This window comes from Variovorax sp. (assembly GCF_965279555.1).
Lineage (GTDB): Bacteria > Pseudomonadota > Gammaproteobacteria > Burkholderiales > Burkholderiaceae_C > Variovorax.
The window spans coordinates 4,336,471-4,354,548 of record NZ_OZ257247.1 but is presented as its reverse complement, the minus strand read 5'-3'; the positions used below and the strand labels follow the sequence as shown (position 1 = coordinate 4,354,548).

The following is an 18,078-nucleotide window of genomic DNA, read 5'->3' as shown; positions in this document are numbered from 1 at the left end:
GAGACCTCCTGGTCGCTGCTCTCGAAGAGCCCTCACATGGCGCAGCGCATCCTGCAAATCTTCCGCAGGTCGGGCTGGCGCGGTGTGAAGCAGGCGATCGCATGGCGTCTTGCCCGGCACAACGACTATGCGCGCTGGGTACGCGAGTACGACACGCTGACGCCCGAGATGCAGGCAAGGCTGGCGCAGCGCGTGGCATCGATGACCGACCTGCCGCTGATCTCGGTGCTCATGCCGTCCTACAACGCGAACCCGGTCTGGCTGCGCGAGGCGGTCGAATCGGTGCGCAACCAGATCTACCCGAACTGGGAGCTGTGCATCGCGGACGACGCATCTCCTTCCGCCGAAGTGCGGGCCGTCCTGAAGGCCTATGCCGACAGCGACCCGCGCATCAAGGTGGTGTTCCGTCCCGAGAACGGGCATATTTCCGCCGCGTCGAACAGTGCGCTGACGGTGGCCAGCGGTGCATGGATGGCGCTCATGGACCACGACGACCTGCTGCCCGTCCACGCGCTGTTCTGGGTGACCGACTGCATCGCCAGGCATCCCGACGTGAAGCTGATCTATTCCGACGAGGACAAGGTCGACGAGGCCGGCAACCGTTCGGGGCCGTACTTCAAGTCGGACTGGAACGTCGACTTGTTCCGCTCGCAGAACATGTTCAGCCACCTGGGCGTGTTGTCCATGGATCTCGTGCGCGCCGTGGGCGGTTTTCGCAAGGGGCTGGAAGGTTCGCAGGACTGGGACCTGGTGCTGCGCTGCATGGAACGTGTCGAAGCACGGCAGATCCAGCACATCCCCCGCGTGCTCTATCACTGGCGCGTGCATGCGGAGAGCACCGCCAAGTCAATGAACGCCAAGCCTTATGCCGCAGTGGCCGGAGAGCGCGCCCTCGACGAGCACTTCGTTCGGACGAACGTCCGCGCCAAGGCGGAATACCTCGGCTTCGGCTATCGCGTGCGCTACGCGTTGCCCGAGGCACTGCCGCTGGTGTCGGTGGTCGTCCCGACGCGCAATTCCGCTACTTCGCTGCGCCGGTGCGTGGAGTCGATCTTCGGCAAGACGACGTACGCACGGTACGAAGTCGTCATTGTCGACAACGCATCGGACGACGCCGCCACGCTGGGCTACCTGCAAGCTGCGGCGAAGATGCCGAACGTCCGGGTGCTGCGGCAGACACAAGCGCAGCAAGAAGGCGCGCTGCGCAATCTTGGCGTGGAGGCTGCGCAGGGGGAAGTGATCGCGCTGGTCGACGACACCGTCGAGGTCATCGAGCCCGAATGGCTGTCCGAGATGGTGAGCTTGGCACTGCAAGTTGGCGTCGGCGCGGTGGGTGCGCGGCTGTGGCACGGCAAGAGGCTGCAGCACGCCGGCATCATCCTGGGGCTTGGCCATGATGGCGTGGCTGGCTTCTCGCACCAGGGCATGCCGGCGGGGCTCGGGGGCTATGCGGGGCGCGCGGAGCTCATCCAGTCGCTCTCGGCCGTGTCGGGCGCATGCCTTGTGATTCAGAAGGCGCACTACCGGCAGGTGGGCGGCTTCGACACGGAGCATCTGAAGGAAGCGTTTGCCGACGTCGATTTTTGCCTGCGCCTTGGCGAGCTCGGCCTGCGTACTGTGTGGACGCCCCATGCCGAGCTGTTTCAGCATGTGCCTCTTGGCCGCGCGAAGATGGACGGCCTGCGTGGCGGCGAGCGCTATCTCCAGGACGTGGCCTTCATGCGTCAACGCTGGGGTGCCCTGCTACAGAACGATCCGGCCTATAACCCCAATCTGATGCTGATGCCCCAGAACTTCAGCTGTGCCTGGCCCCCCCGCCTCGCCCCGGTCTGATGCCATTAGACATTTCCGTCGCCCTTTGCACCCGCAACGGCGCGCGCTATCTCCCCGAGCAGATCAGCAGCATCTGCACGCAGGAGCCCTTGCCGCGCGAGATCATCGTGTCCGACGACGGTTCGACCGACGACACGCTGGCCGTCGTGCGCGACACGATCGCCCGATGCGGCGTGGCGGACCAGATCGCGCTGCGGGTGTTCAGCAACACGCCGCCGCTGGGCGTGACGCGCAATTTCGAGCAGGCCGTGCGCGCCTGCAGCCACGAACTCATCGTGCTTTGCGACCAGGACGATGTCTGGCACCCCGGCCGCCTCGCGCGCATGGCGGCGCAATTCGAGGCCCGTCCCGACCTGCTGCTGCTGCACACCGACGCGCGCCTCGTCGATGCCGAGCTGAAGCCCCTGGGCTCCACGCTCTTCCATGCGCTCGAAGTGCAGCCCGCCGAGCTGGAGGCCATTTCGCGCGGCGACGCCTTCAGCGTGCTGCTGCGGCGCAACCTGGTGACGGGCGCGACCACCATGTTCCGCAGGACTTTGCTCGACGCGGCGCTCCCGTTCGCGCCCGAGTGGGTGCATGACGAGTGGCTGGCCGCCATCGCCGCGGCCACGGGCCGCATGGACGTGCTGCCCGAGCCGACCATCGACTACCGCCAGCACGCCAGCAACCAGATCGGCGCGCGGCGGCTCACGCTGTCCGAGAAGATCGCCAAGGCTTTTGCCGAGCGCGGCGACAAGCACGTGGCGCGGCTGCATCGCGCCGATGCGCTGCTGCAGCGCCTGCTACAGCTCGGCGACCGGGTGCGACCGGGCTATCTAAATGCGCAGCATGACAAGGTCGCGCACCAGCGTGTCAGGGCGGGGCTGCCGGCTGCGCGAGCTTTGCGCCTGCTGCCAATCCTCGTTGAGGCTACGAACGGGCGCTATGCGCGCTTCGGGCGCGGTGTGCACGCCATTGTGCAAGATGTCTTCGAGCGGGGCTGACAGCAAGTTCTGTCAGGCTGGCCACTTAGTCTTGGAGATATCTTTTTAGTACGCTAGTCGCAGGAGCACTATTCGCGGAGTCGCTGCACTGAAAGATGCTTCCAATGTTCTCCTGACTCAGGCGTAGGTGCAGTCAAGCACAGATTTGCATCGCCAAGCCAGCATGGTAGCGATGCTCACCTGCTCCTCAAGTTGGCCGATCCATGGAGAAGACGACGTGAAGGCGTTCGCAAAATGCCGGGAAGAAGCCGGCAAGCGCTTTCTGGCCCTACTCGATCGGCGGATGACAAGGTTGATAATTGATGATTCCGGCTGCTTCTCAGTCCGTCCATGAACTTTGACTCTTTTTCCTTTTTGATGCCGTCCCAAATATCACCAGGCCGCCGGAGCTTTTTCTTTTTCATTCTCGTGGTGCTGGCTACTATTCATGTAACTTTTTATCTGAATGGCGAGCATCACCTGTACGTGAATGACTATCGTAATTACTGGATTGCATACTGGAAATCCGGACTTCAATTTAAGCAAAGTGCATGGGAGTGGGCTCGAGCGCTGCGAGAGGGAATTTGGGCGAGTGATTACAACTCACTGCCCGCTGCACTTCTCCTTCCTTTTAGTCTGGCAATGGGCTACGAGCGGCATGGTTATATTTTAGGTGCTGCGCTGACGTATTTGATCCCTGTTGTTGTTCTTTCCGGTAAAGCAGCTTCGCTGGTTGTACGAGACAGCGTAAGCGATGCTCGGCCCTTTTATATATTCGCCATTGCAGCTGCCTGTTTTGTTCCTTTTTGGGTACCCACACTTAGAGGATATGTTGATATTGTAGGCTTGATCCCATTTGCGCTTGCCTTCATCTTGGTCAGAATAGCCGGATTTGGTCTAAGAATTCGGCCGGGCTTGGCAATATTGCTGGGGTTAGCGATCTGGATGCCATTTCTCTTTCGCCGCTGGTACGCTTTTTCAGTCGTTGCATTTGTATTGACCGCTCCGATCTACTGCATTGTGAGGGCATGTATTGACAGTCATGTGCGTTGGACGCGTGCCACCCGCAATACAACGATCAATTTTGCCATTGCTGGTATTTTTTCTGTTGGAGCTTGTCTACTTGCACAGGGCGGCCTAGTTAAGACTATTCTGCAAACAAGCTACTCCTCAATATATGTCGCGTACCAGCGTTCAACTTTCGATCATTTCATGGATCTATGGAGAAGCTTCGGTGGGCTTTACTTGCTGCTTGCTGTTGCCGGACTAAATTTTCTATGGAAAACGCCTTCGAAGCGCGTTGATGTATCCTTTATAGCCGCAAACGCAATTCTCCTCTTTGTGCTTTTTACACGCACACAGGGGTTTGGGATGCACCACTATTTGCCACTCGCATTTTGGATTTATCTTTTGATGTGTGTTGGGCTTTGGAGTGTTCTTTTGCTGTTCAGCGCCCCTTTTGGCTGGAAAATTAGTGTGGTTGCAGTAGCGAGTCTCTTGATTCTTGCTGCGACTTTTTATCGAAGCGGAATTGGGGCGGCGATGGGTGGGGCCGTGCTCCCAAGCGTCGTGTATAACAATAAAATTGGTGATGAGGTCGCGTATCGTAGTCTGGCCCTGCAATTGGATAAACTCGTCAAACCTGACGAGAAGTGGACTGCATTTGCTTCTGATGTAATCCTCAATCGAGATGTTTTGCTAAGCGTATCAAATGAACTTCTTGCTGATCGTGCTGTAGATACGTCGCATGTTGACTTGATTCAGATGCTGAGCGTCGCGCCGTTCATGGCTCGCTATGCAGTAGTTTCTGATCCAGTCCTTACGCATCTCCCACTAGGCACACAAACTGTAATCACTATCCCTGCACGGTCGATATTAGAGGGTAAGGGAATTGGGGCGGCGTACAAGCGGGTCGGGCCCATTTTTCAAATTACCGACAGTGTAAAAGCTCTCGTCTACGAGAAGACTAGGCCATTTACTCGTGTAGAAGTTGATGGAATGCTGGCCGAGTTTTTTGCGCGATATCCAGAGTGGAGGGCCGTTTACGGAAATGAGATATTTAAGCTCGCGATGACGGCGACAACCAAGGTTGGAGATCAATGGGGCAAGTTCGAGTTTGAACCGAAAGGCCTTATTTCGATTCACCCTGGAGAGACCAAGCCAACTATCGCTTCATTTACGGGCATGTCAAAGAAACTGAGCCTGTCAGTGGCTCCAGCGTGCCCAGGTTCTGATGGCGTTGATGTTCTCCTGCGTTCAGATGGACACGACCTAGTGCACCTGGTGGTCGAGCCTGGGGAAACGGTAACGCTGCCGACCACAAACCCGACGATCAACTATGAACTAACGGTCTCGAAGCGAGCGAATGCATGGTGCGATCTAGTGTCCGTGACGCTTGCAAATTGAGGATTCAAACTGTTGCTACGACTAAACTTCCGCGCCGGATCGCTTGCGTGCTCCACAGGCAGGATTGGCAAAAAATTTTGGAGAATTGCATATGGGTCTCGCCGACTTGTTTCGTTCACTGAAGGCTGCAGGCAGTAGGACTGAGAAGGGTGTCTCTGTTGTATTGGAGGAGCCACTTCCTGCAGAAGAGCCTGCTTCTTTGACGGATGCTCATATCAATGGCGATCGGCAGCTTGAGCAAGTTGAACAGCTCTTGAAGAGCGGCAAGTTTGATCATGTCCTTTATTGCAATCAGCTCGATACGCCTCTCGGCCCTGAAGAAGCTGTCCTTCACTACCTGGAGCATGGCGAACGAGCAGGACTTAAGGCAAGCCTTGACTTTGATGCCGCTTACTATTTGGCGCGCAATGAAGATCTCGTTCACGTGGAAAATCTCTTTTTGCACTACGTGAATCACGGGCACCATGAAGGGCGCAAAGCCCATCCGTTCCCTGGTGTTGTGGAAGGACTACGAAAGTTAGATCCGAAGCGCGAGACGGTAGTTCTGGTTCTGCATGAGACTTCAAGGAGTGGTGCCCCGATTCTGGGATGGAATATTTGCACGCACTTGAGGCGGGATCTCTCCTATAACGTTGTTGTAATTTCACTGCGAGGCGGCGGCGACTTAGAGAATTTGTTTCGAGGTGACGCGAGCTTTTTTGTTGCCCCGAACTCTACGGAGCTCATGCAGGCAGATCAGATTGAATGGGTGTCGGCGATTATTGCTCAGGTTGCGCGGCCAAAATATGCAATCGTAAATTGCGCTGAGGCTCATTCGTTCGGGACCTCGCTCAAAAGTATGGGAGTGCCAGTCGTAGCGTTGATTCATGAATTTGCGACCTATTTCAGCCCCGTAAATGACTTCGAGCGTTTCTATTCTGATGTGGATGCTGTTGTCTTCTCAGCCGATTTGGTGCGAAAGTCATCGGCTGAAAAATTTCCAATCCTTAAGACCCGCGAGCGCGTGCTGATCATTCCTCAGGGAGTTTCTTTAGTCCCACCGGACGGGCATGCGTCGCGCTTAGTTGCGCCAGGTTTATCAAGTGCAGGCGAGCTACTGCGTTGGCGTTCAGTGCCAGCTGATTTCAACGTGATTGGAATCGGTGCTGTCGGCTGGCGAAAAGGCGTCGACCTTTTTGTTGGGGTTGCCGCGATCTTGAAGGCGCAGTATCCGAATGTACGCGCACAGTTTGCATGGGTGGGCGGGCGACTTCCAAACTATGAAGAGATTGCAGGTTACTTAGCGGAGCAGATCAAGCGTGCCAATGTGGCAGACACAGTAGTCTTTCTACCCGAAACGGCAGATCTCCGTGGCTTTTATGAGAACGCAAACGCTTTTTTGTTAAGTTCAAGACTTGATCCACTGCCTAACGTTGCAATTGACGCGATGACACTTGGAATCCCAGTTGTCTGCTTCGATGAAGCGTCCGGGATTGCAGAATTGTTGAAAACGCAGAACGATCTCAATTTTTTAGTTGTGCCGTATCTCGATGTGAGTTCTGCCGCAGGAGTATTGGCGAAATTGGCTTTAAATAGAGAACTGTTGGAATCAACAAAAACTTCAACGATGAAAATCGCGCGGGAACGGTTCGATATGAGATCTTATGTTGCGAAACTTGATTGTCTGGGAAGTCACGCTGCCTTGGCTAATAAAGGTAATGGTGAACTCGCTGAAGGTATTACCAAGCCGACGCGGCAAAGTTAGCCGTCCTGCAGCCGCCGGTAGCGCCAGAACGACCCCGACAGCCACACCTTCAGCAGGCTGGTCACGTGCCAGTACAGGTATTTCTTGCTCCGGTGGCTGTCGCGCTGGGCGTCGTGCCGGGCCGTCAGGTCTTCGCCGACCTGCAGCTTCCAGCCCGCCAGCCGGGTGCGCGCGCAGATGTCGAAGTCTTCCCCGTACATGAAGAAGCGTTCGTCGAAGCCACCGACCTTGCGGTAGGCCTCGCTGCGAAACAGCATGAACAGGCCGGGAATCCACGCCGGCACCCGCGGCCGCACGTAGCCGGGTTTCTTGCGCCCGACGATCTCGAAGGGCGTGAGCAGCGCCCGGTGCGGCTCGGGCGTGTTCTTGCCCGGCTCCAGGATGCGTGGCGTCAGCAGGCCGGCATCGGGGGCGGCCTGGGCGAGCAGCGGCGCCAGCACGTCGCGGTCGAAGCGGATGTCCGGGTTCAGCACCAGGAACCAAGGTGTGGTGCAGCGCTCGAACGCCTGGTTGTGATTGGCGCCGAAGCCCTTGGGGCTCGCGTTCTCGATCCTTTCCACCTCGAAACCCCAGTTCCGGCCCGCGAGAACGTCGGGCTCGGGAATGTTCAACGTGAGGACCACCTTGGCGGTCGATGCACGGCTGTGACGGTCCAGCTGGTCGAGCAGCGGCAGCACCAGCGCGAGCTGGCCGTGGCTCACGATTGAAACGGTGATCGGGGCAAATGGAGCGGGGAAGGGGGAGGGGGGTGTTGGCATGGTCTAATTTCGCCCGGGAATTCTAGGGTTCCCCAACCCCCACACATGATTGCTCTGATCGTCATCAGTTTCTTCGTCGCCGCCTTCTCGGTCCAGGTGTTCATGCGCCGCGCGCGCAGGCATGCCCGGATCTACGGCGCCGACATGCCCCAACGCTTCCACAAGGGCCACGTGCCGCGCCTGGGCGGTGCGGGCATCCTGCTTGGCATGGGCGCGGCCTGGCTGGCCGCCGGCATCACCGGCACCGACCCGTTCAACGTGTCCTGGCCGGTCACCACCTCGATGCTCACGCTGTTGTGCATTGCCCCGGCCGTGCTCGGCGGCATCGTGGAAGACGTCACCCAGCGCGTGAAGGTGCGCTACCGGCTCGGGCTGACCATCGGCTCGGCGCTGCTGGTGTGCTGGCTGCTGGGGCTGGGCGTGGCGCGCACCGGCTTCGAGACGGTCGACGGCTGGCTGGCGATGATTCCCTTTGCCACGGTGCTGTTCGCGGCGCTCGCCATCGGCGGCCTGCCGCACGCCTTCAACATCATCGACGGTTACAACGGGCTCGCGGGCACGGTGGCGGTGCTGGTCTGCCTGGCCATTTCTCACGTGGCGCTGCAGGTCGGCGACCGCCAGCTGGCGGCCATGGTGGTGTGCCTGGTCGGCGCCACCTTCGGCTTCCTGGTGTGGAACTACCCGCGCGGCAAGATTTTCGCCGGCGACGGCGGTGCGTACGTCTGGGGCATGGTCATCGCCGTGGCCTGCGTCACGCTGGTGCAGCGGCACCGCGTGGTGTCGCCGTGGTTCCCGATGCTGCTGCTGATCTACCCGGTTTGGGAGACGCTGTTCTCCATCTACCGCAAGCTGGCGCGCGGCCAGTCGCCCGGCACGGCCGACGCGCTGCACTTCCACCAGCTGATCTTCCGCCGCATCGTGCGCGTGGCCTTCGCGGACGACGAAGCCCGGCAGCTGCTGGCGCGCAACAACCGCACTTCGCCCTACCTGTGGATGTTTGCCGCCATGTCGGTGGTGCCGGCGGTGCTTTTCTGGAACAACACCTACGTGCTGATGTTCTTCTGCCTGGTGTTCATTACCACCTACGTGGGCTCCTACCTGATGATCGTGCGTTTCAAGGTGCCGCGCTGGCTGCGCCCGTGATCAGGCACCCCCAGGCTCCGCGCAGTCGGTCAGTTGGCTGTCACCGCGATTGCGCGAGAATTTGAGCTTCACCTTATCGTCCACCGCTTTGGAGCCTGACCGCCCATGACCGACCCCGTCCTCAACATTCCCCCGCGCGACAAGGCCGAGATCCTGGCCCAGGCGCTTCCGTACATCCGCAAGTTCCACGGCAAGACCATCGTCATCAAGTACGGCGGCAACGCCATGACCGACCCGGCCCTGCAGGCCGACTTCGCGGAAGACGTGGTGCTGCTCAAGCTGGTCGGCATGAATCCGGTGGTGGTGCACGGCGGCGGCCCGCAGATCGAGGCGGCGCTCAACAGGCTCGGCAAGAAGGGCAGCTTCATCCAGGGCATGCGCGTGACCGACGCCGAGACCATGGAAGTCGTCGAATGGGTGCTGGCGGGCGAGGTGCAGCAGGACATCGTGGGCCTCATCAACCAGGCCGGCGGCAAGGCCGTGGGCCTGACCGGGCGCGACGGCGGCCTGATCCGCGCGCAGAAGCTCAAGCTGGCCGACCGTGCCGACCCCAACCTGCAGCACGACGTGGGCCAGGTGGGCGACATCGTTTCCATCGACCCCAGCGTGGTCAAGGCGCTGCAGGACGACGCCTTCATCCCCGTGGTCAGCCCGATCGGCTTCGGCGAGGACAACGAGAGCTACAACATCAACGCCGACGTCGTCGCCGGCAAGCTGGCCACCGTGCTCAAGGCCGAGAAGCTCATGCTGCTGACCAACACGCCCGGCGTGCTCGACAAGGACGGCAAGCTGCTCACCAACCTGAGCGCGCGCGAAATCGACGACCTGTTCGCCGACGGCACCATCTCCGGCGGCATGCTGCCCAAGATCGAAGGCGCCCTGGACGCGGCCAAGAGCGGCGTGAACGCGGTGCACATCATCGACGGCCGGGTGCCGCACGCGATGCTGCTCGAGATCCTGACCGACCAGGCCTACGGGACGATGATCCGCGCCCGCTGAGCCAGAAGGCGCGTGCTCACTGCGCTGTGCGAGAATCAATTGATTACATCTTTGCACGCGCTCCCATGCAGAACGAAGAGACGACAGGTGCTTCCGGCGTAGACACGCCGACGGAAACGTCCACCCCTCCGGTGCGCAAGCGCCCGAAGCCGGGAGAGCGGCGCGTGCAGATCCTGCAGGCGCTCGCTTCCATGCTGGAGCAGCCGGGTGCCGAGCGGGTCACCACCGCCGCGCTGGCCGCGCGGCTCGAAGTGAGCGAAGCCGCGCTGTACCGCCATTTCGCAAGCAAGGCCCAGATGTTCGAGGGTCTGATCGATTTCATCGAGCAGAGCGTCTTCACGCTGGTCAACCAGATCCTCGAGCGCGAGGGCGCCACCGGCGCCCAGCAGGCTGCCCGCATCCTCACGCTGCTCGTGCAGTTCGCCGAGCGCAACCCCGGCATGACGCGCGTGATGGTGGGCGACGCGCTGGTGTTCGAGAACGAACGCCTGCAGCAGCGCATGAACCAGTTCTTCGACAAGATCGAAGCCACGCTGCGCCAGGTGCTGCGCGGCGCCGCCAGCGCCGATGGTTCGGCCACGCCAAGCGTCGATGCGCAGGTGCGCGCCGCGGCGCTCACGGCCTTCGTGGTGGGGCAACTGCAACGCTTTGCGCGTTCGGGGTTCCGGCGCGCGCCGTCGGAACACCTGGAAGCCACGATTGCGCTGATCGTCTGACTCGGCCTTCCATGCGGCCGCTGATCCTGCTCCTGGCACTTTGTTGCCTCTCGCCGTTCGCTTCGGCAACTGCCTATGAAGACGCTATCGGCGTGACCTTTCCCGACGAGATCGGCGGGCTCCAGCTACGGGGGCGCGAGACTTTTCCGCAAAAGGCGCTGGGTGCCGCAACCCGCTATGTACTCGACGGCCCCGTGCAGGGCAGCGTCTATGTCTACACCGGGGGCCTGAGCAGCATTCCCGACGGCACCGAATCGGCCATCGTGCGCAAGCATTTCGCGCAGGTCATCGGTGAAGTGAAGCAGATGGCAGCGCCGGGGCTGGCGAACAGGGTTACTGTCCCCTCCACACCCGACCAGACCACGAGCCTCGGCGGTTGCGGCCCGCAGTTCATCTGGAAGGGCTATGAAATGGAGCTCGACGGCACCGTGCTTGCGTCGTACACCTACCTCACGGTCGTGCGCAACAACTTCGTGAAGCTGCGCATCAGCTACCTCAAATCCAATGCCGCGGGCAGGTCGACCGCGGACCGCTTCATCGAAGGCGTCCGCAAGGTCGTCGGCCGCTGCTAGCGTTTGCCTTTCGGCCGCTCAGGCGACCTGCATGCCCACGCTGGCTCCGGCCGCGACGATTTCCCCCCACGTCGCGTCGTCCACCCAGATCCCATCCTTGCGCCGCGCCGCGCGCGCCTTGCGCTCCGGTTCGCCGGCCAATTGCACCCCGTCGAAGCCCTGCCCCGGGGGACTGCGGCGCAGCCACTCGACAAACTCGCGCGCTTCTTCGTCGAAGGACTTCTGCGTGCCCAGCTTCTCGGGGTCGATCAGCACAGTCAGCATGCCGTTGAGCACGGTGCGCGCCGTGTCCGCCTGACGGTGCCAGGTGCCGCCGCCCGTGAGCGCGCCGCCCAGCAGTTCGCAGGCCACGGCCATGCCGTAGCCCTTGTGCTCGCCGAAGGTCATCAGCGCGCCGAACAGGCCGTTGCCCTGCGGCACCACGACCACGCCCGGGTCGTTGGTCGGCGCGCCGTTCTCGTCGATCAAATAACCGTCGGGCACGCGCTCGCCCTTGTTGTGGGCCACGCGCATCTTGCCTTGCGCCACGCGGCTGGTGGCGTAGTCGAGCACGAAGGGCTCGGCGCCCGCCAGCGGCACGCCGATGCAGCATGGGTTGGTGCCGAAGCGCCCGTCGCCGCCGCCCCAGGGCGCGACCACCGGGCGCGACAGCACGTTGACGAAGTGCATCGACACCAGCCCCTGTGCCGTCGCCATTTCCGCGAAGTGCCCGATGCGCCCCAGGTGGTGCGCATGCGAGAGCGTGAAGATGCAGCTGCCGTGCTGCTTCGCCCGCGCGATGCCCAGCTCCATCGCCTGCACGCCCACGACCTGCCCGTAGCCGTGCTGGCCGTCCAGGCCCATCAGCGTGCCGATGTCGAGGTTGATCTTCACGGCCGTGTTCGGCCTCAGGCCGCCCTCGGCCACCGCGTCGACATAGCGCGGCAGCATGCCCACGCCGTGCGAGTCGTGGCCGCTCAGGTTGGCGAGCACGAGGTTGGCGGCCACCTGCTGCGCCTCCGCGGGCGCGCTGCCCGCCGCCTGCAGGATGCTGGCAACGGTGGCCTGCAGGTCGTCGGCCGGCAATGTTCTGGACATGGATCAGATTCCTTTCGCGTTCAGCGTGATGGCATAGAGGGAGGTGGTCGCGCAGACGAACAGCCGGTTGCGCTTGGGCCCGCCGAAGCACACGTTGGCCACGCGCTCGGGCACGAGGATCTTGCCCAGCAGCGTGCCGTCGGGGTCGTAGGCGTGCACGCCGTCGGCGGCGCTGGTCCAGATGCGGCCTTCGGTGTCGAGCCTGAAACCGTCGAACAGGCCGTTGGTGCATTCGGCAAACACTTCGCCGCCGCTCAGGCTGCGGCCGTCGGCGCCCACCTTGAAACGGCGGATGTGGCGCGGCCCGTCCGCCGCGTGGCTCGCGCCGGTGTCGGCGATGTACAGCAGCGATTCGTCGGGCGAGAAGGCCAGTCCGTTGGGTTTGACGAAGTCGTCGGCCATGCGCTGCACCTCGCCGCTGGCGGGGTCGATGCGGTAGACATGGCAGGCGCCGATCTCGCTGTCGGCCTTCAGTCCTTCGTAGTCGGAGAGGATGCCGTAGCTCGGGTCGGTGAACCACACGCCGCCGTCCGAATGCACCACCACGTCGTTCGGCGAATTGAGCCGCTTGCCTTGCCAGTGCGAAGCCAGCACGGTGATGGAGCCGTCGTGCTCGGTGCGCGTCACGCGCCGCGTGAGGTGCTCGCAGCTCACGAGCCGGCCCTGGCGGTCGACCGTGTGGCCGTTGGTGTTGTTGGCCGGTTCGCGGAACACGCCGACCGTGCCGTTGACCTCGTCGTAGCGCAGCATGCGGTTGTTCGGGATGTCCGACCACACCAGCGTGCGGTGCGCGGCGAACCACGCGGGGCCTTCGCACCAGCGCGCGCCGGTCCACAGGCGCTGCAGGCGCTCGGGGCCGGGAATGCGCGGCTTGAAGCGCGGGTCCAGGTGCTCGAAGCCGGTGCCCTCGAGAAAGCCGAAGGGAAGGGTGGCCATGCTGCTCCTTGTGCTCGTGGGGGGCCTACATCACCGCGCCGACCTGCCACGGCACGAACTCGTTCTGCCCGTAGCCGTGCTGCTCGCTCTTGGAGTGCGCGCCCGATGCGGTGGCCAGCACCAGCTCGAAGATGCGCTGGCCCATCTCCTGGATGGATGCGGTGCCGTCGACGATCTCGCCGCAGTTGATGTCCATGTCTTCTTCCTGCCGCTGCCACAGTGCCGAGTTGGTCGCGAGCTTGAGCGAGGGCGAGGGTGCGCAGCCATAGGCCGAGCCGCGCCCCGTGGTGAAGCAGATGAGGTTGGCGCCGCCGGCCACCTGGCCCGTGGCGCTCACCGGGTCGTAGCCCGGTGTGTCCATGTAGACGAAGCCGTGGGCGGTGACGGGCTCCGCGTATTCGTACACCGCCTCGAGGTTGCTGGTGCCGCCCTTGGCCACTGCGCCCAGCGACTTCTCGAGGATGGTGGTGAGCCCGCCTGCCTTGTTGCCGGGCGAGGGGTTGTTGTTCATCTCGCCCTGGTTGATCTCTGTGTAGTGCTCCCACCACTTGATGCGGTCCACCAGCTTCTGGCCGACCTCGCGCTTCACCGCGCGGCGCGTCAGCAGGTGCTCCGCGCCGTACACCTCGGGCGTCTCGCTCAGGATGGCCGTGCCGCCGTGCGCCACCAGCAGGTCGACTGCCGCGCCCAGCGCCGGGTTGGCGCTGATGCCCGAGTAGCCGTCGGAGCCGCCGCACTGCAGGCCGATGGTGATGTGCGCCGCGCTGCATGGCTCGCGCTTCACCGCATTGGCGCGCGGCAGCATCTCCTCGATGAGCGCCACGCCTTTCTCGACCGTCTTGCGCGTGCCGCCCGTGTCCTGGATGTTGAAGGTACGGAAGTTCTCGCCCTCGGCCAGGTGGCCGGTCGCGAGCCAGGCGTTGATCTGGTTGGCCTCGCAGCCGAGGCCGACCACCAGCACGCCCGCGAAGTTCGGGTGCGTGGCATAGCCCGTGAGCGTGCGCTCCAGGATCTGCATGCCCATGCCCTGGGTGTCCATGCCGCAGCCGGTGCCGTGCGTGAGCGCGACCACGCCGTCGACGTTGGGGAATGCCGCCAGCGCCTGCGGATTGGTCTTTCGCGAGAAGTGGTCGGCAATGGCGCGCGCGGCCGTGGCCGAGCAGTTCACGCTGGTCAGCACGCCGATGTAGTTGCGCGTGGCCACGCGGCCGTCGGCGCGCTTGATGCCCATGAAGGTGGCCTCGCGCTTCGCGGGGGCGGGCTTCACGTCGGCGCCGAAGGCGTAGTCGCGTTCGAAGTCACCCTTGTCCGGGCCCATGTCCAGGTTCTGCGTGTGCACGTGCTCGCCTGCGCCGATGGGGCGGCTCGCGAAGCCGATGATCTGGTTGTAGCGGCGCACCGGCTCTCCCTGGGCGATGTCGCGCATCGCGATCTTGTGGCCCGGCGGGATCAGGCCGCGCACGGCCACGTTCTCGACAGTGGTGCCGCCGAGCAGTTGGGAACGCGCGATGACGACGTCGTCGGCGGGATGGAGTCGGATGTAGGGGGTCATGGTGGGGCGTCTGCCGGCGCTTGTTTGTTGTCAGGAGGCCTTCGCGCGGCGCCAGCTCGCGCTGAATCTCTGGTGGAACTTGTCCATGTGCTGGTGCATCGCGTCGCGCGCCGCGGCGGCGTCGCGCGCGGCGATGGCATCGAGGATGGCTTCGTGCTCGCCGATGGCGGCCTGCCACGATTCCATGGTCTCGAAGTAATCGATCATCCGGGCGAAGATCGGCCCGTGCCGCGACTCCCAGAAGCCTTGCACCGTCTCGGTCAGCACCACGTTGTCGCAGGCGTTGACGATGGCCAGGTGGAAGGCGCGGTCGCCCTCGTGCGGCACCTCGTTGCGCGCAGCCGTCTCGCGCATCATGCGGATCGCGCGGCGCATGGCGTCCACGTCCTTGCGCTTGCCCTGCTGCGCGGCGGTGGCGGCGATCTCGCCCTCGACCATGCGGCGCGCGCGAATGATCTCGAGCGGCCCCCACTCGGTGCCGGCCGTGGGGGCGCCGGTGCGGTGCGAGCGGTCCAGCACGTAGACGCCCGAGCCGGTTCTTATCTCGACCCAGCCTTCCACCTCCAGCGCGATCAGCGCCTCGCGCACCGAAGGGCGGCTCACGCCCAGCTGCTTGGCGAGGTCGCGCTCGGCCGGAATGCGCGCGCCGACGTCGAACTCGCCCTCGGCGATCAGGCCGCGGAGCTGGTCTGCAATCTGGCGGTAGAGGCGCTGGGGTTCAAGGGTCTGGAGGGGCACGAGGTGGGAAAGGGCGGGTTAAGGGTTGTCCTGAATTGGCCAGGTGGTAAGGCCAATTCAGAATACGATACACCGCCCGGGCCACCATCGGGCCTAACCCGAAGACATGAGGAGCCATCGGCATCACGACATGAACCAGCTCGATTTCTCGGGCCGCCATGCGGTCGTCACCGGCGGCGCCACGGGCCTGGGCTTCGGCATCGCGCAGCGGCTGCTGGCGTCGGGCGGCAGCGTCACGCTGTGGGACCGCGACGAAGAGGCGGTGCAAAAGGCGGCCGAATCGCTCGGCGGCAAGGCCTTCGCGCTGAAGGTCGACGTGTCGCAGCAGCCATCGGTCGCCAAGGCCGTGGCGGCCACGCTGGCGCAGGTGCCGCACATCGATGCGCTGGTCAACAGCGCCGGCATCACCGGGCCCAACACCAAGCTGTGGGACTACCCCGTGGACGACTGGCGCCAGGTGATGGATGTGAACATCACCGGCGTGTTCCTGTGCTGCCGCGAGGTGGTCGCGCAGATGCGCAAGCAGGGCGACCGGGGCTACGGCCGCATCGTCAACATCGCCTCGGTGGCCGGCAAGGACGGCAACCCCAACGCCAGTGCCTACAGCGCGAGCAAGGCGGCCGTCATCGGCCTGACCAAGTCGCTCGGCAAGGAGCTGGCCGACACCGGCATCCGCGTGAACTGCGTGACGCCCGCGGCGGTGAAGACGGCCATCTTCGACCAGATGACCCCCGAGCACATCGCCTTCATGCTCTCGAAGATTCCCATGGGCCGCTTCGGCACGGTGGAAGAGGTGGCCGCGATGGTCGGCTGGCTCTGCACCGAGGATTGCTCTTTTTCCACCGGCGCGGTCTTCGACCTCTCCGGTGGCCGCTCCACCTACTGATCAATTCAATGCACTGAAAGGAAAGCATGAAACTCGTCCGCTATGGCAACCCCGGCAAGGAAAAGCCCGGCCTCATCGACAACGAAGGCAAGCTGCGCGACCTGAGCGCCGTCGTCAAGGACATCGGCCCCGAGCAACTGGGCGATGCCGCCATTGCCAAGCTGCGCAAGCAGAAGGTCGACAAGCTGCCGCTGGTCAAGGGCAAGCCGCGCTTCGGCGCACCGGTGGCCAACGTCGGCAAGTTCATCGCCATCGGCCTGAACTATGCGGACCACGCGGCCGAATCCGGCCTGCCGGTGCCCAAGGAACCCGTGGTGTTCACCAAGGCCAACAGCTGCATCCAGGGCCCGAACGACCCGGTGATGCTGCCCAAGGGCTCGGTCAAGACCGACTGGGAAGTCGAACTCGGCGTGGTCATCGGCACGCGCGCGCGCTACGTGTCGCAAAAGAGCGCCCTCGACTACGTGGCCGGCTACTGCACCATCAACGACATCAGCGAACGCGAATACCAGATCGAGCGCGGCGGCACCTGGGACAAGGGCAAGGGCTGCGACACCTTCGGCCCCATCGGCCCCTGGCTGGTGACGCGCGACGAGATCGAGAACCCGCAAAAGCTCTCGATGTGGCTCGACCTGAACGGCCAGCGCGTGCAGACCGGCAGCACCAAGACCATGATCTTCACCGTGGCCAAGATCGTGAGCTACGTGAGCCAGTTCATGACGCTGATGCCTGGCGACGTCATCACCACCGGCACGCCGCCCGGCGTGGGCATGGGCATGAAGCCGCCGCTGTTCCTGAAGAAGGGCGACGTGATGACGCTGGGCATCGAAGGCCTGGGCGAGCAGCGCCAGGAAGTGGTTCCGTTCAAGCTCTGAGAGCCGTTCTCTGAGATCATCCGGCGGATGACGAAAACGCCGCCGGACCATCGCTCGCATGTCTTCGGCACGCCCTGGGAGGGCGTCCACGGCACCGCGATGGACAGTGCCCGCCACTACGGCCGGCACTGGCATTCGACCTATGGCGTCGGCCTGCTCGACCATGGCGCGCAAAGCTCGGCCAGCGGCCGGGGCAAGGTCGATGCCTATGCCGGCGACCTGATCACCACCAACCCCGGGGAAGTGCACGACGGCCGCCCGCTCGGCGGCCCGTCGCGGCGTTGGCGCATGGTGTATTTCGATGCGGCCGTGATGGCGGGCATGCGCGGCGACGGCGCTGCCGGCAATGGCATCGAGTTCACGCGGCCCGTGCTGCGGGACGCGCGGCTGGGTGATGCGCTGCGTCGCTTGTTCGTGCGCCTCGACGCATGGCAGGCCGTTCATGCGGACCACACCGCTGGAGCCGGGGCGCTTGCCTGCGAAGAGTCATTGGCCGAAGTCTGCGGCCTGCTGCTGGAAACCCATTCCACCGTACTGCCGGTGCGCGAGGCCGGCGGCGATGTGCGGCAGCTGCGCGAGCGGCTTGCCGACGACCTGCTCGATGCGCCCTCGCTCGACGAACTCGCCACGATGGCCGGCCTCAGCAAGTACCAGGCCCTGCGCCGATTCGCCCAAGCCTATGGCGTGCCGCCGCATGCATGGCTCCTGCTGCAGCGCGCCGAACGCGCACGAGCCCTGATCCGCCGCGGCACGAGCCTCGCAGATGCGGCCGCCGCCAGCGGCTTCGCGGACCAGAGCCACATGACGCGCATCTTCACTCGCCATTTCGGTTTCACGCCGGGTGCCTGGCAGCGGGCGAGCGGCCCGCCGTCGTAGCGGCG

At 63.4% G+C, this 18,078-nt stretch carries 16 protein-coding genes; 11 read left to right on the top strand and 5 right to left on the bottom strand.

What is annotated here, in order from left to right; translation table 11 throughout:
* The first annotated feature begins 36 nt into the window (after window positions 1-36).
* The 4 genes from ACQY8B_RS20470 (at window position 37) to ACQY8B_RS20455 (ending at window position 6,945) form a co-directional block, all read left to right on the top strand.
* On the top strand, window positions 37-1,833 hold the full coding sequence (locus tag ACQY8B_RS20470) for a glycosyltransferase family 2 protein (protein WP_422088382.1): 1,797 nt from the start codon (window positions 37-39) through the stop codon (window positions 1,831-1,833).
* Window positions 1,833-2,816 carry a glycosyltransferase family 2 protein gene (locus ACQY8B_RS20465; protein WP_422088381.1) on the top strand — a complete coding sequence of 328 codons (984 nt, stop codon included), beginning with the start codon at window positions 1,833-1,835 and terminating at the stop codon, window positions 2,814-2,816. Before ACQY8B_RS20470 ends, ACQY8B_RS20465 begins: the two co-directional genes overlap by 1 nt.
* 330 nt (window positions 2,817-3,146) lie before the next feature.
* Window positions 3,147-5,201 carry a hypothetical protein gene (locus ACQY8B_RS20460; protein ID WP_422088380.1) on the top strand — a complete coding sequence of 685 codons (2,055 nt, stop codon included), beginning with the start codon at window positions 3,147-3,149 and terminating at the stop codon, window positions 5,199-5,201.
* Between the two features lie 91 nt (window positions 5,202-5,292).
* Complete coding sequence (locus ACQY8B_RS20455) at window positions 5,293-6,945, top strand: glycosyltransferase (protein WP_422088379.1); 1,653 nt, start codon at window positions 5,293-5,295, stop codon at window positions 6,943-6,945.
* Here ACQY8B_RS20455 and ACQY8B_RS20450 read toward each other — a convergent pair.
* Entirely contained in the window at window positions 6,942-7,703 is a 762-nt protein-coding gene (locus ACQY8B_RS20450) for a glycosyltransferase family 2 protein (RefSeq protein WP_422088378.1), read from the bottom strand. The two genes, ACQY8B_RS20455 and ACQY8B_RS20450, sit on opposite strands and share 4 nt — an antisense overlap.
* A 45-nt stretch (window positions 7,704-7,748) precedes the next feature.
* Between ACQY8B_RS20450 and ACQY8B_RS20445 the strand changes: the two genes are divergently transcribed.
* The 4 genes from ACQY8B_RS20445 (at window position 7,749) to ACQY8B_RS20430 (ending at window position 11,133) form a co-directional block, all read left to right on the top strand.
* Window positions 7,749-8,846: a glycosyltransferase family 4 protein gene (locus ACQY8B_RS20445; RefSeq protein ID WP_422088377.1), complete on the top strand. Its 1,098-nt coding sequence runs from the start codon at window positions 7,749-7,751 to the stop codon at window positions 8,844-8,846.
* 105 nt (window positions 8,847-8,951) lie between these two features.
* On the top strand, window positions 8,952-9,845 hold the full coding sequence (gene argB / locus ACQY8B_RS20440; protein ID WP_422088376.1) for an acetylglutamate kinase: 894 nt from the start codon (window positions 8,952-8,954) through the stop codon (window positions 9,843-9,845).
* Between the two features lie 65 nt (window positions 9,846-9,910).
* The gene (gene slmA, locus ACQY8B_RS20435; protein WP_422088375.1) at window positions 9,911-10,561 is read left to right on the top strand and encodes a nucleoid occlusion factor SlmA; all 651 of its coding nucleotides are present in this window, start codon (window positions 9,911-9,913) and stop codon (window positions 10,559-10,561) included.
* 11 nt (window positions 10,562-10,572) lie between these two features.
* Entirely contained in the window at window positions 10,573-11,133 is a 561-nt protein-coding gene (locus ACQY8B_RS20430; protein ID WP_422088374.1) for a hypothetical protein, read from the top strand.
* An 18-nt stretch (window positions 11,134-11,151) separates the two neighbouring features.
* Here the strand turns inward: ACQY8B_RS20430 and ACQY8B_RS20425 are convergent, their stop codons facing one another.
* Genes ACQY8B_RS20425 through ACQY8B_RS20410 form a run of 4 tightly spaced genes read right to left on the bottom strand, consistent with a single transcriptional unit; the run spans window position 11,152 to window position 15,436 of the window.
* Window positions 11,152-12,210, bottom strand: a complete 1,059-nt coding sequence (locus ACQY8B_RS20425; protein ID WP_422088373.1) for a malate/lactate/ureidoglycolate dehydrogenase — start codon at window positions 12,208-12,210, stop codon at window positions 11,152-11,154.
* Between the two features lie 3 nt (window positions 12,211-12,213).
* Window positions 12,214-13,146 carry an SMP-30/gluconolactonase/LRE family protein gene (locus ACQY8B_RS20420; protein ID WP_422088372.1) on the bottom strand — a complete coding sequence of 311 codons (933 nt, stop codon included), beginning with the start codon at window positions 13,144-13,146 and terminating at the stop codon, window positions 12,214-12,216.
* 25 nt (window positions 13,147-13,171) lie between these two features.
* Window positions 13,172-14,698 (bottom strand): UxaA family hydrolase, encoded by a 1,527-nt coding sequence (locus ACQY8B_RS20415; RefSeq protein WP_422088371.1) that lies wholly within the window; start codon window positions 14,696-14,698, stop codon window positions 13,172-13,174.
* A gap of 30 nt (window positions 14,699-14,728) precedes the next feature.
* Entirely contained in the window at window positions 14,729-15,436 is a 708-nt protein-coding gene (locus ACQY8B_RS20410) for a FadR/GntR family transcriptional regulator (protein ID WP_422088370.1), read from the bottom strand.
* Between the two features lie 130 nt (window positions 15,437-15,566).
* On the opposite strand from ACQY8B_RS20410, the gene ACQY8B_RS20405 reads away from it, so the two are divergent.
* The 3 genes from ACQY8B_RS20405 to ACQY8B_RS20395 are packed head-to-tail and all read left to right on the top strand — an operon-like array spanning window position 15,567 to window position 18,073.
* Complete coding sequence (locus ACQY8B_RS20405) at window positions 15,567-16,322, top strand: SDR family NAD(P)-dependent oxidoreductase (protein WP_422088369.1); 756 nt, start codon at window positions 15,567-15,569, stop codon at window positions 16,320-16,322.
* A 26-nt stretch (window positions 16,323-16,348) separates the two neighbouring features.
* On the top strand, window positions 16,349-17,197 hold the full coding sequence (locus ACQY8B_RS20400; protein ID WP_422088368.1) for a fumarylacetoacetate hydrolase family protein: 849 nt from the start codon (window positions 16,349-16,351) through the stop codon (window positions 17,195-17,197).
* A gap of 27 nt (window positions 17,198-17,224) precedes the next feature.
* Entirely contained in the window at window positions 17,225-18,073 is an 849-nt protein-coding gene (locus tag ACQY8B_RS20395; RefSeq protein WP_422088367.1) for a helix-turn-helix domain-containing protein, read from the top strand.
* Window positions 18,074-18,078: the final 5 nt, after the last annotated feature.

Coding starts and splice junctions, on each gene's coding strand:
- slmA (WP_422088375.1), top strand. CDS start 9,911: ATGCAGAACGAAGAGACGACAGGTGCTTCCGGCGTAGACACGCCGACG.
- ACQY8B_RS20445 (WP_422088377.1), top strand. CDS start 7,749: ATGATTGCTCTGATCGTCATCAGTTTCTTCGTCGCCGCCTTCTCGGTC.
- ACQY8B_RS20470 (WP_422088382.1), top strand. CDS start 37: ATGGCGCAGCGCATCCTGCAAATCTTCCGCAGGTCGGGCTGGCGCGGT.
- ACQY8B_RS20460 (WP_422088380.1), top strand. CDS start 3,147: ATGAACTTTGACTCTTTTTCCTTTTTGATGCCGTCCCAAATATCACCA.
- ACQY8B_RS20450 (WP_422088378.1), bottom strand. CDS start 7,703: ATGCCAACACCCCCCTCCCCCTTCCCCGCTCCATTTGCCCCGATCACC.
- ACQY8B_RS20415 (WP_422088371.1), bottom strand. CDS start 14,698: ATGACCCCCTACATCCGACTCCATCCCGCCGACGACGTCGTCATCGCG.
- ACQY8B_RS20400 (WP_422088368.1), top strand. CDS start 16,349: ATGAAACTCGTCCGCTATGGCAACCCCGGCAAGGAAAAGCCCGGCCTC.
- ACQY8B_RS20465 (WP_422088381.1), top strand. CDS start 1,833: ATGCCATTAGACATTTCCGTCGCCCTTTGCACCCGCAACGGCGCGCGC.
- ACQY8B_RS20425 (WP_422088373.1), bottom strand. CDS start 12,210: ATGTCCAGAACATTGCCGGCCGACGACCTGCAGGCCACCGTTGCCAGC.
- ACQY8B_RS20395 (WP_422088367.1), top strand. CDS start 17,225: ATGACGAAAACGCCGCCGGACCATCGCTCGCATGTCTTCGGCACGCCC.
- ACQY8B_RS20430 (WP_422088374.1), top strand. CDS start 10,573: ATGCGGCCGCTGATCCTGCTCCTGGCACTTTGTTGCCTCTCGCCGTTC.
- argB (WP_422088376.1), top strand. CDS start 8,952: ATGACCGACCCCGTCCTCAACATTCCCCCGCGCGACAAGGCCGAGATC.
- ACQY8B_RS20405 (WP_422088369.1), top strand. CDS start 15,567: ATGAACCAGCTCGATTTCTCGGGCCGCCATGCGGTCGTCACCGGCGGC.
- ACQY8B_RS20420 (WP_422088372.1), bottom strand. CDS start 13,146: ATGGCCACCCTTCCCTTCGGCTTTCTCGAGGGCACCGGCTTCGAGCAC.
- ACQY8B_RS20455 (WP_422088379.1), top strand. CDS start 5,293: ATGGGTCTCGCCGACTTGTTTCGTTCACTGAAGGCTGCAGGCAGTAGG.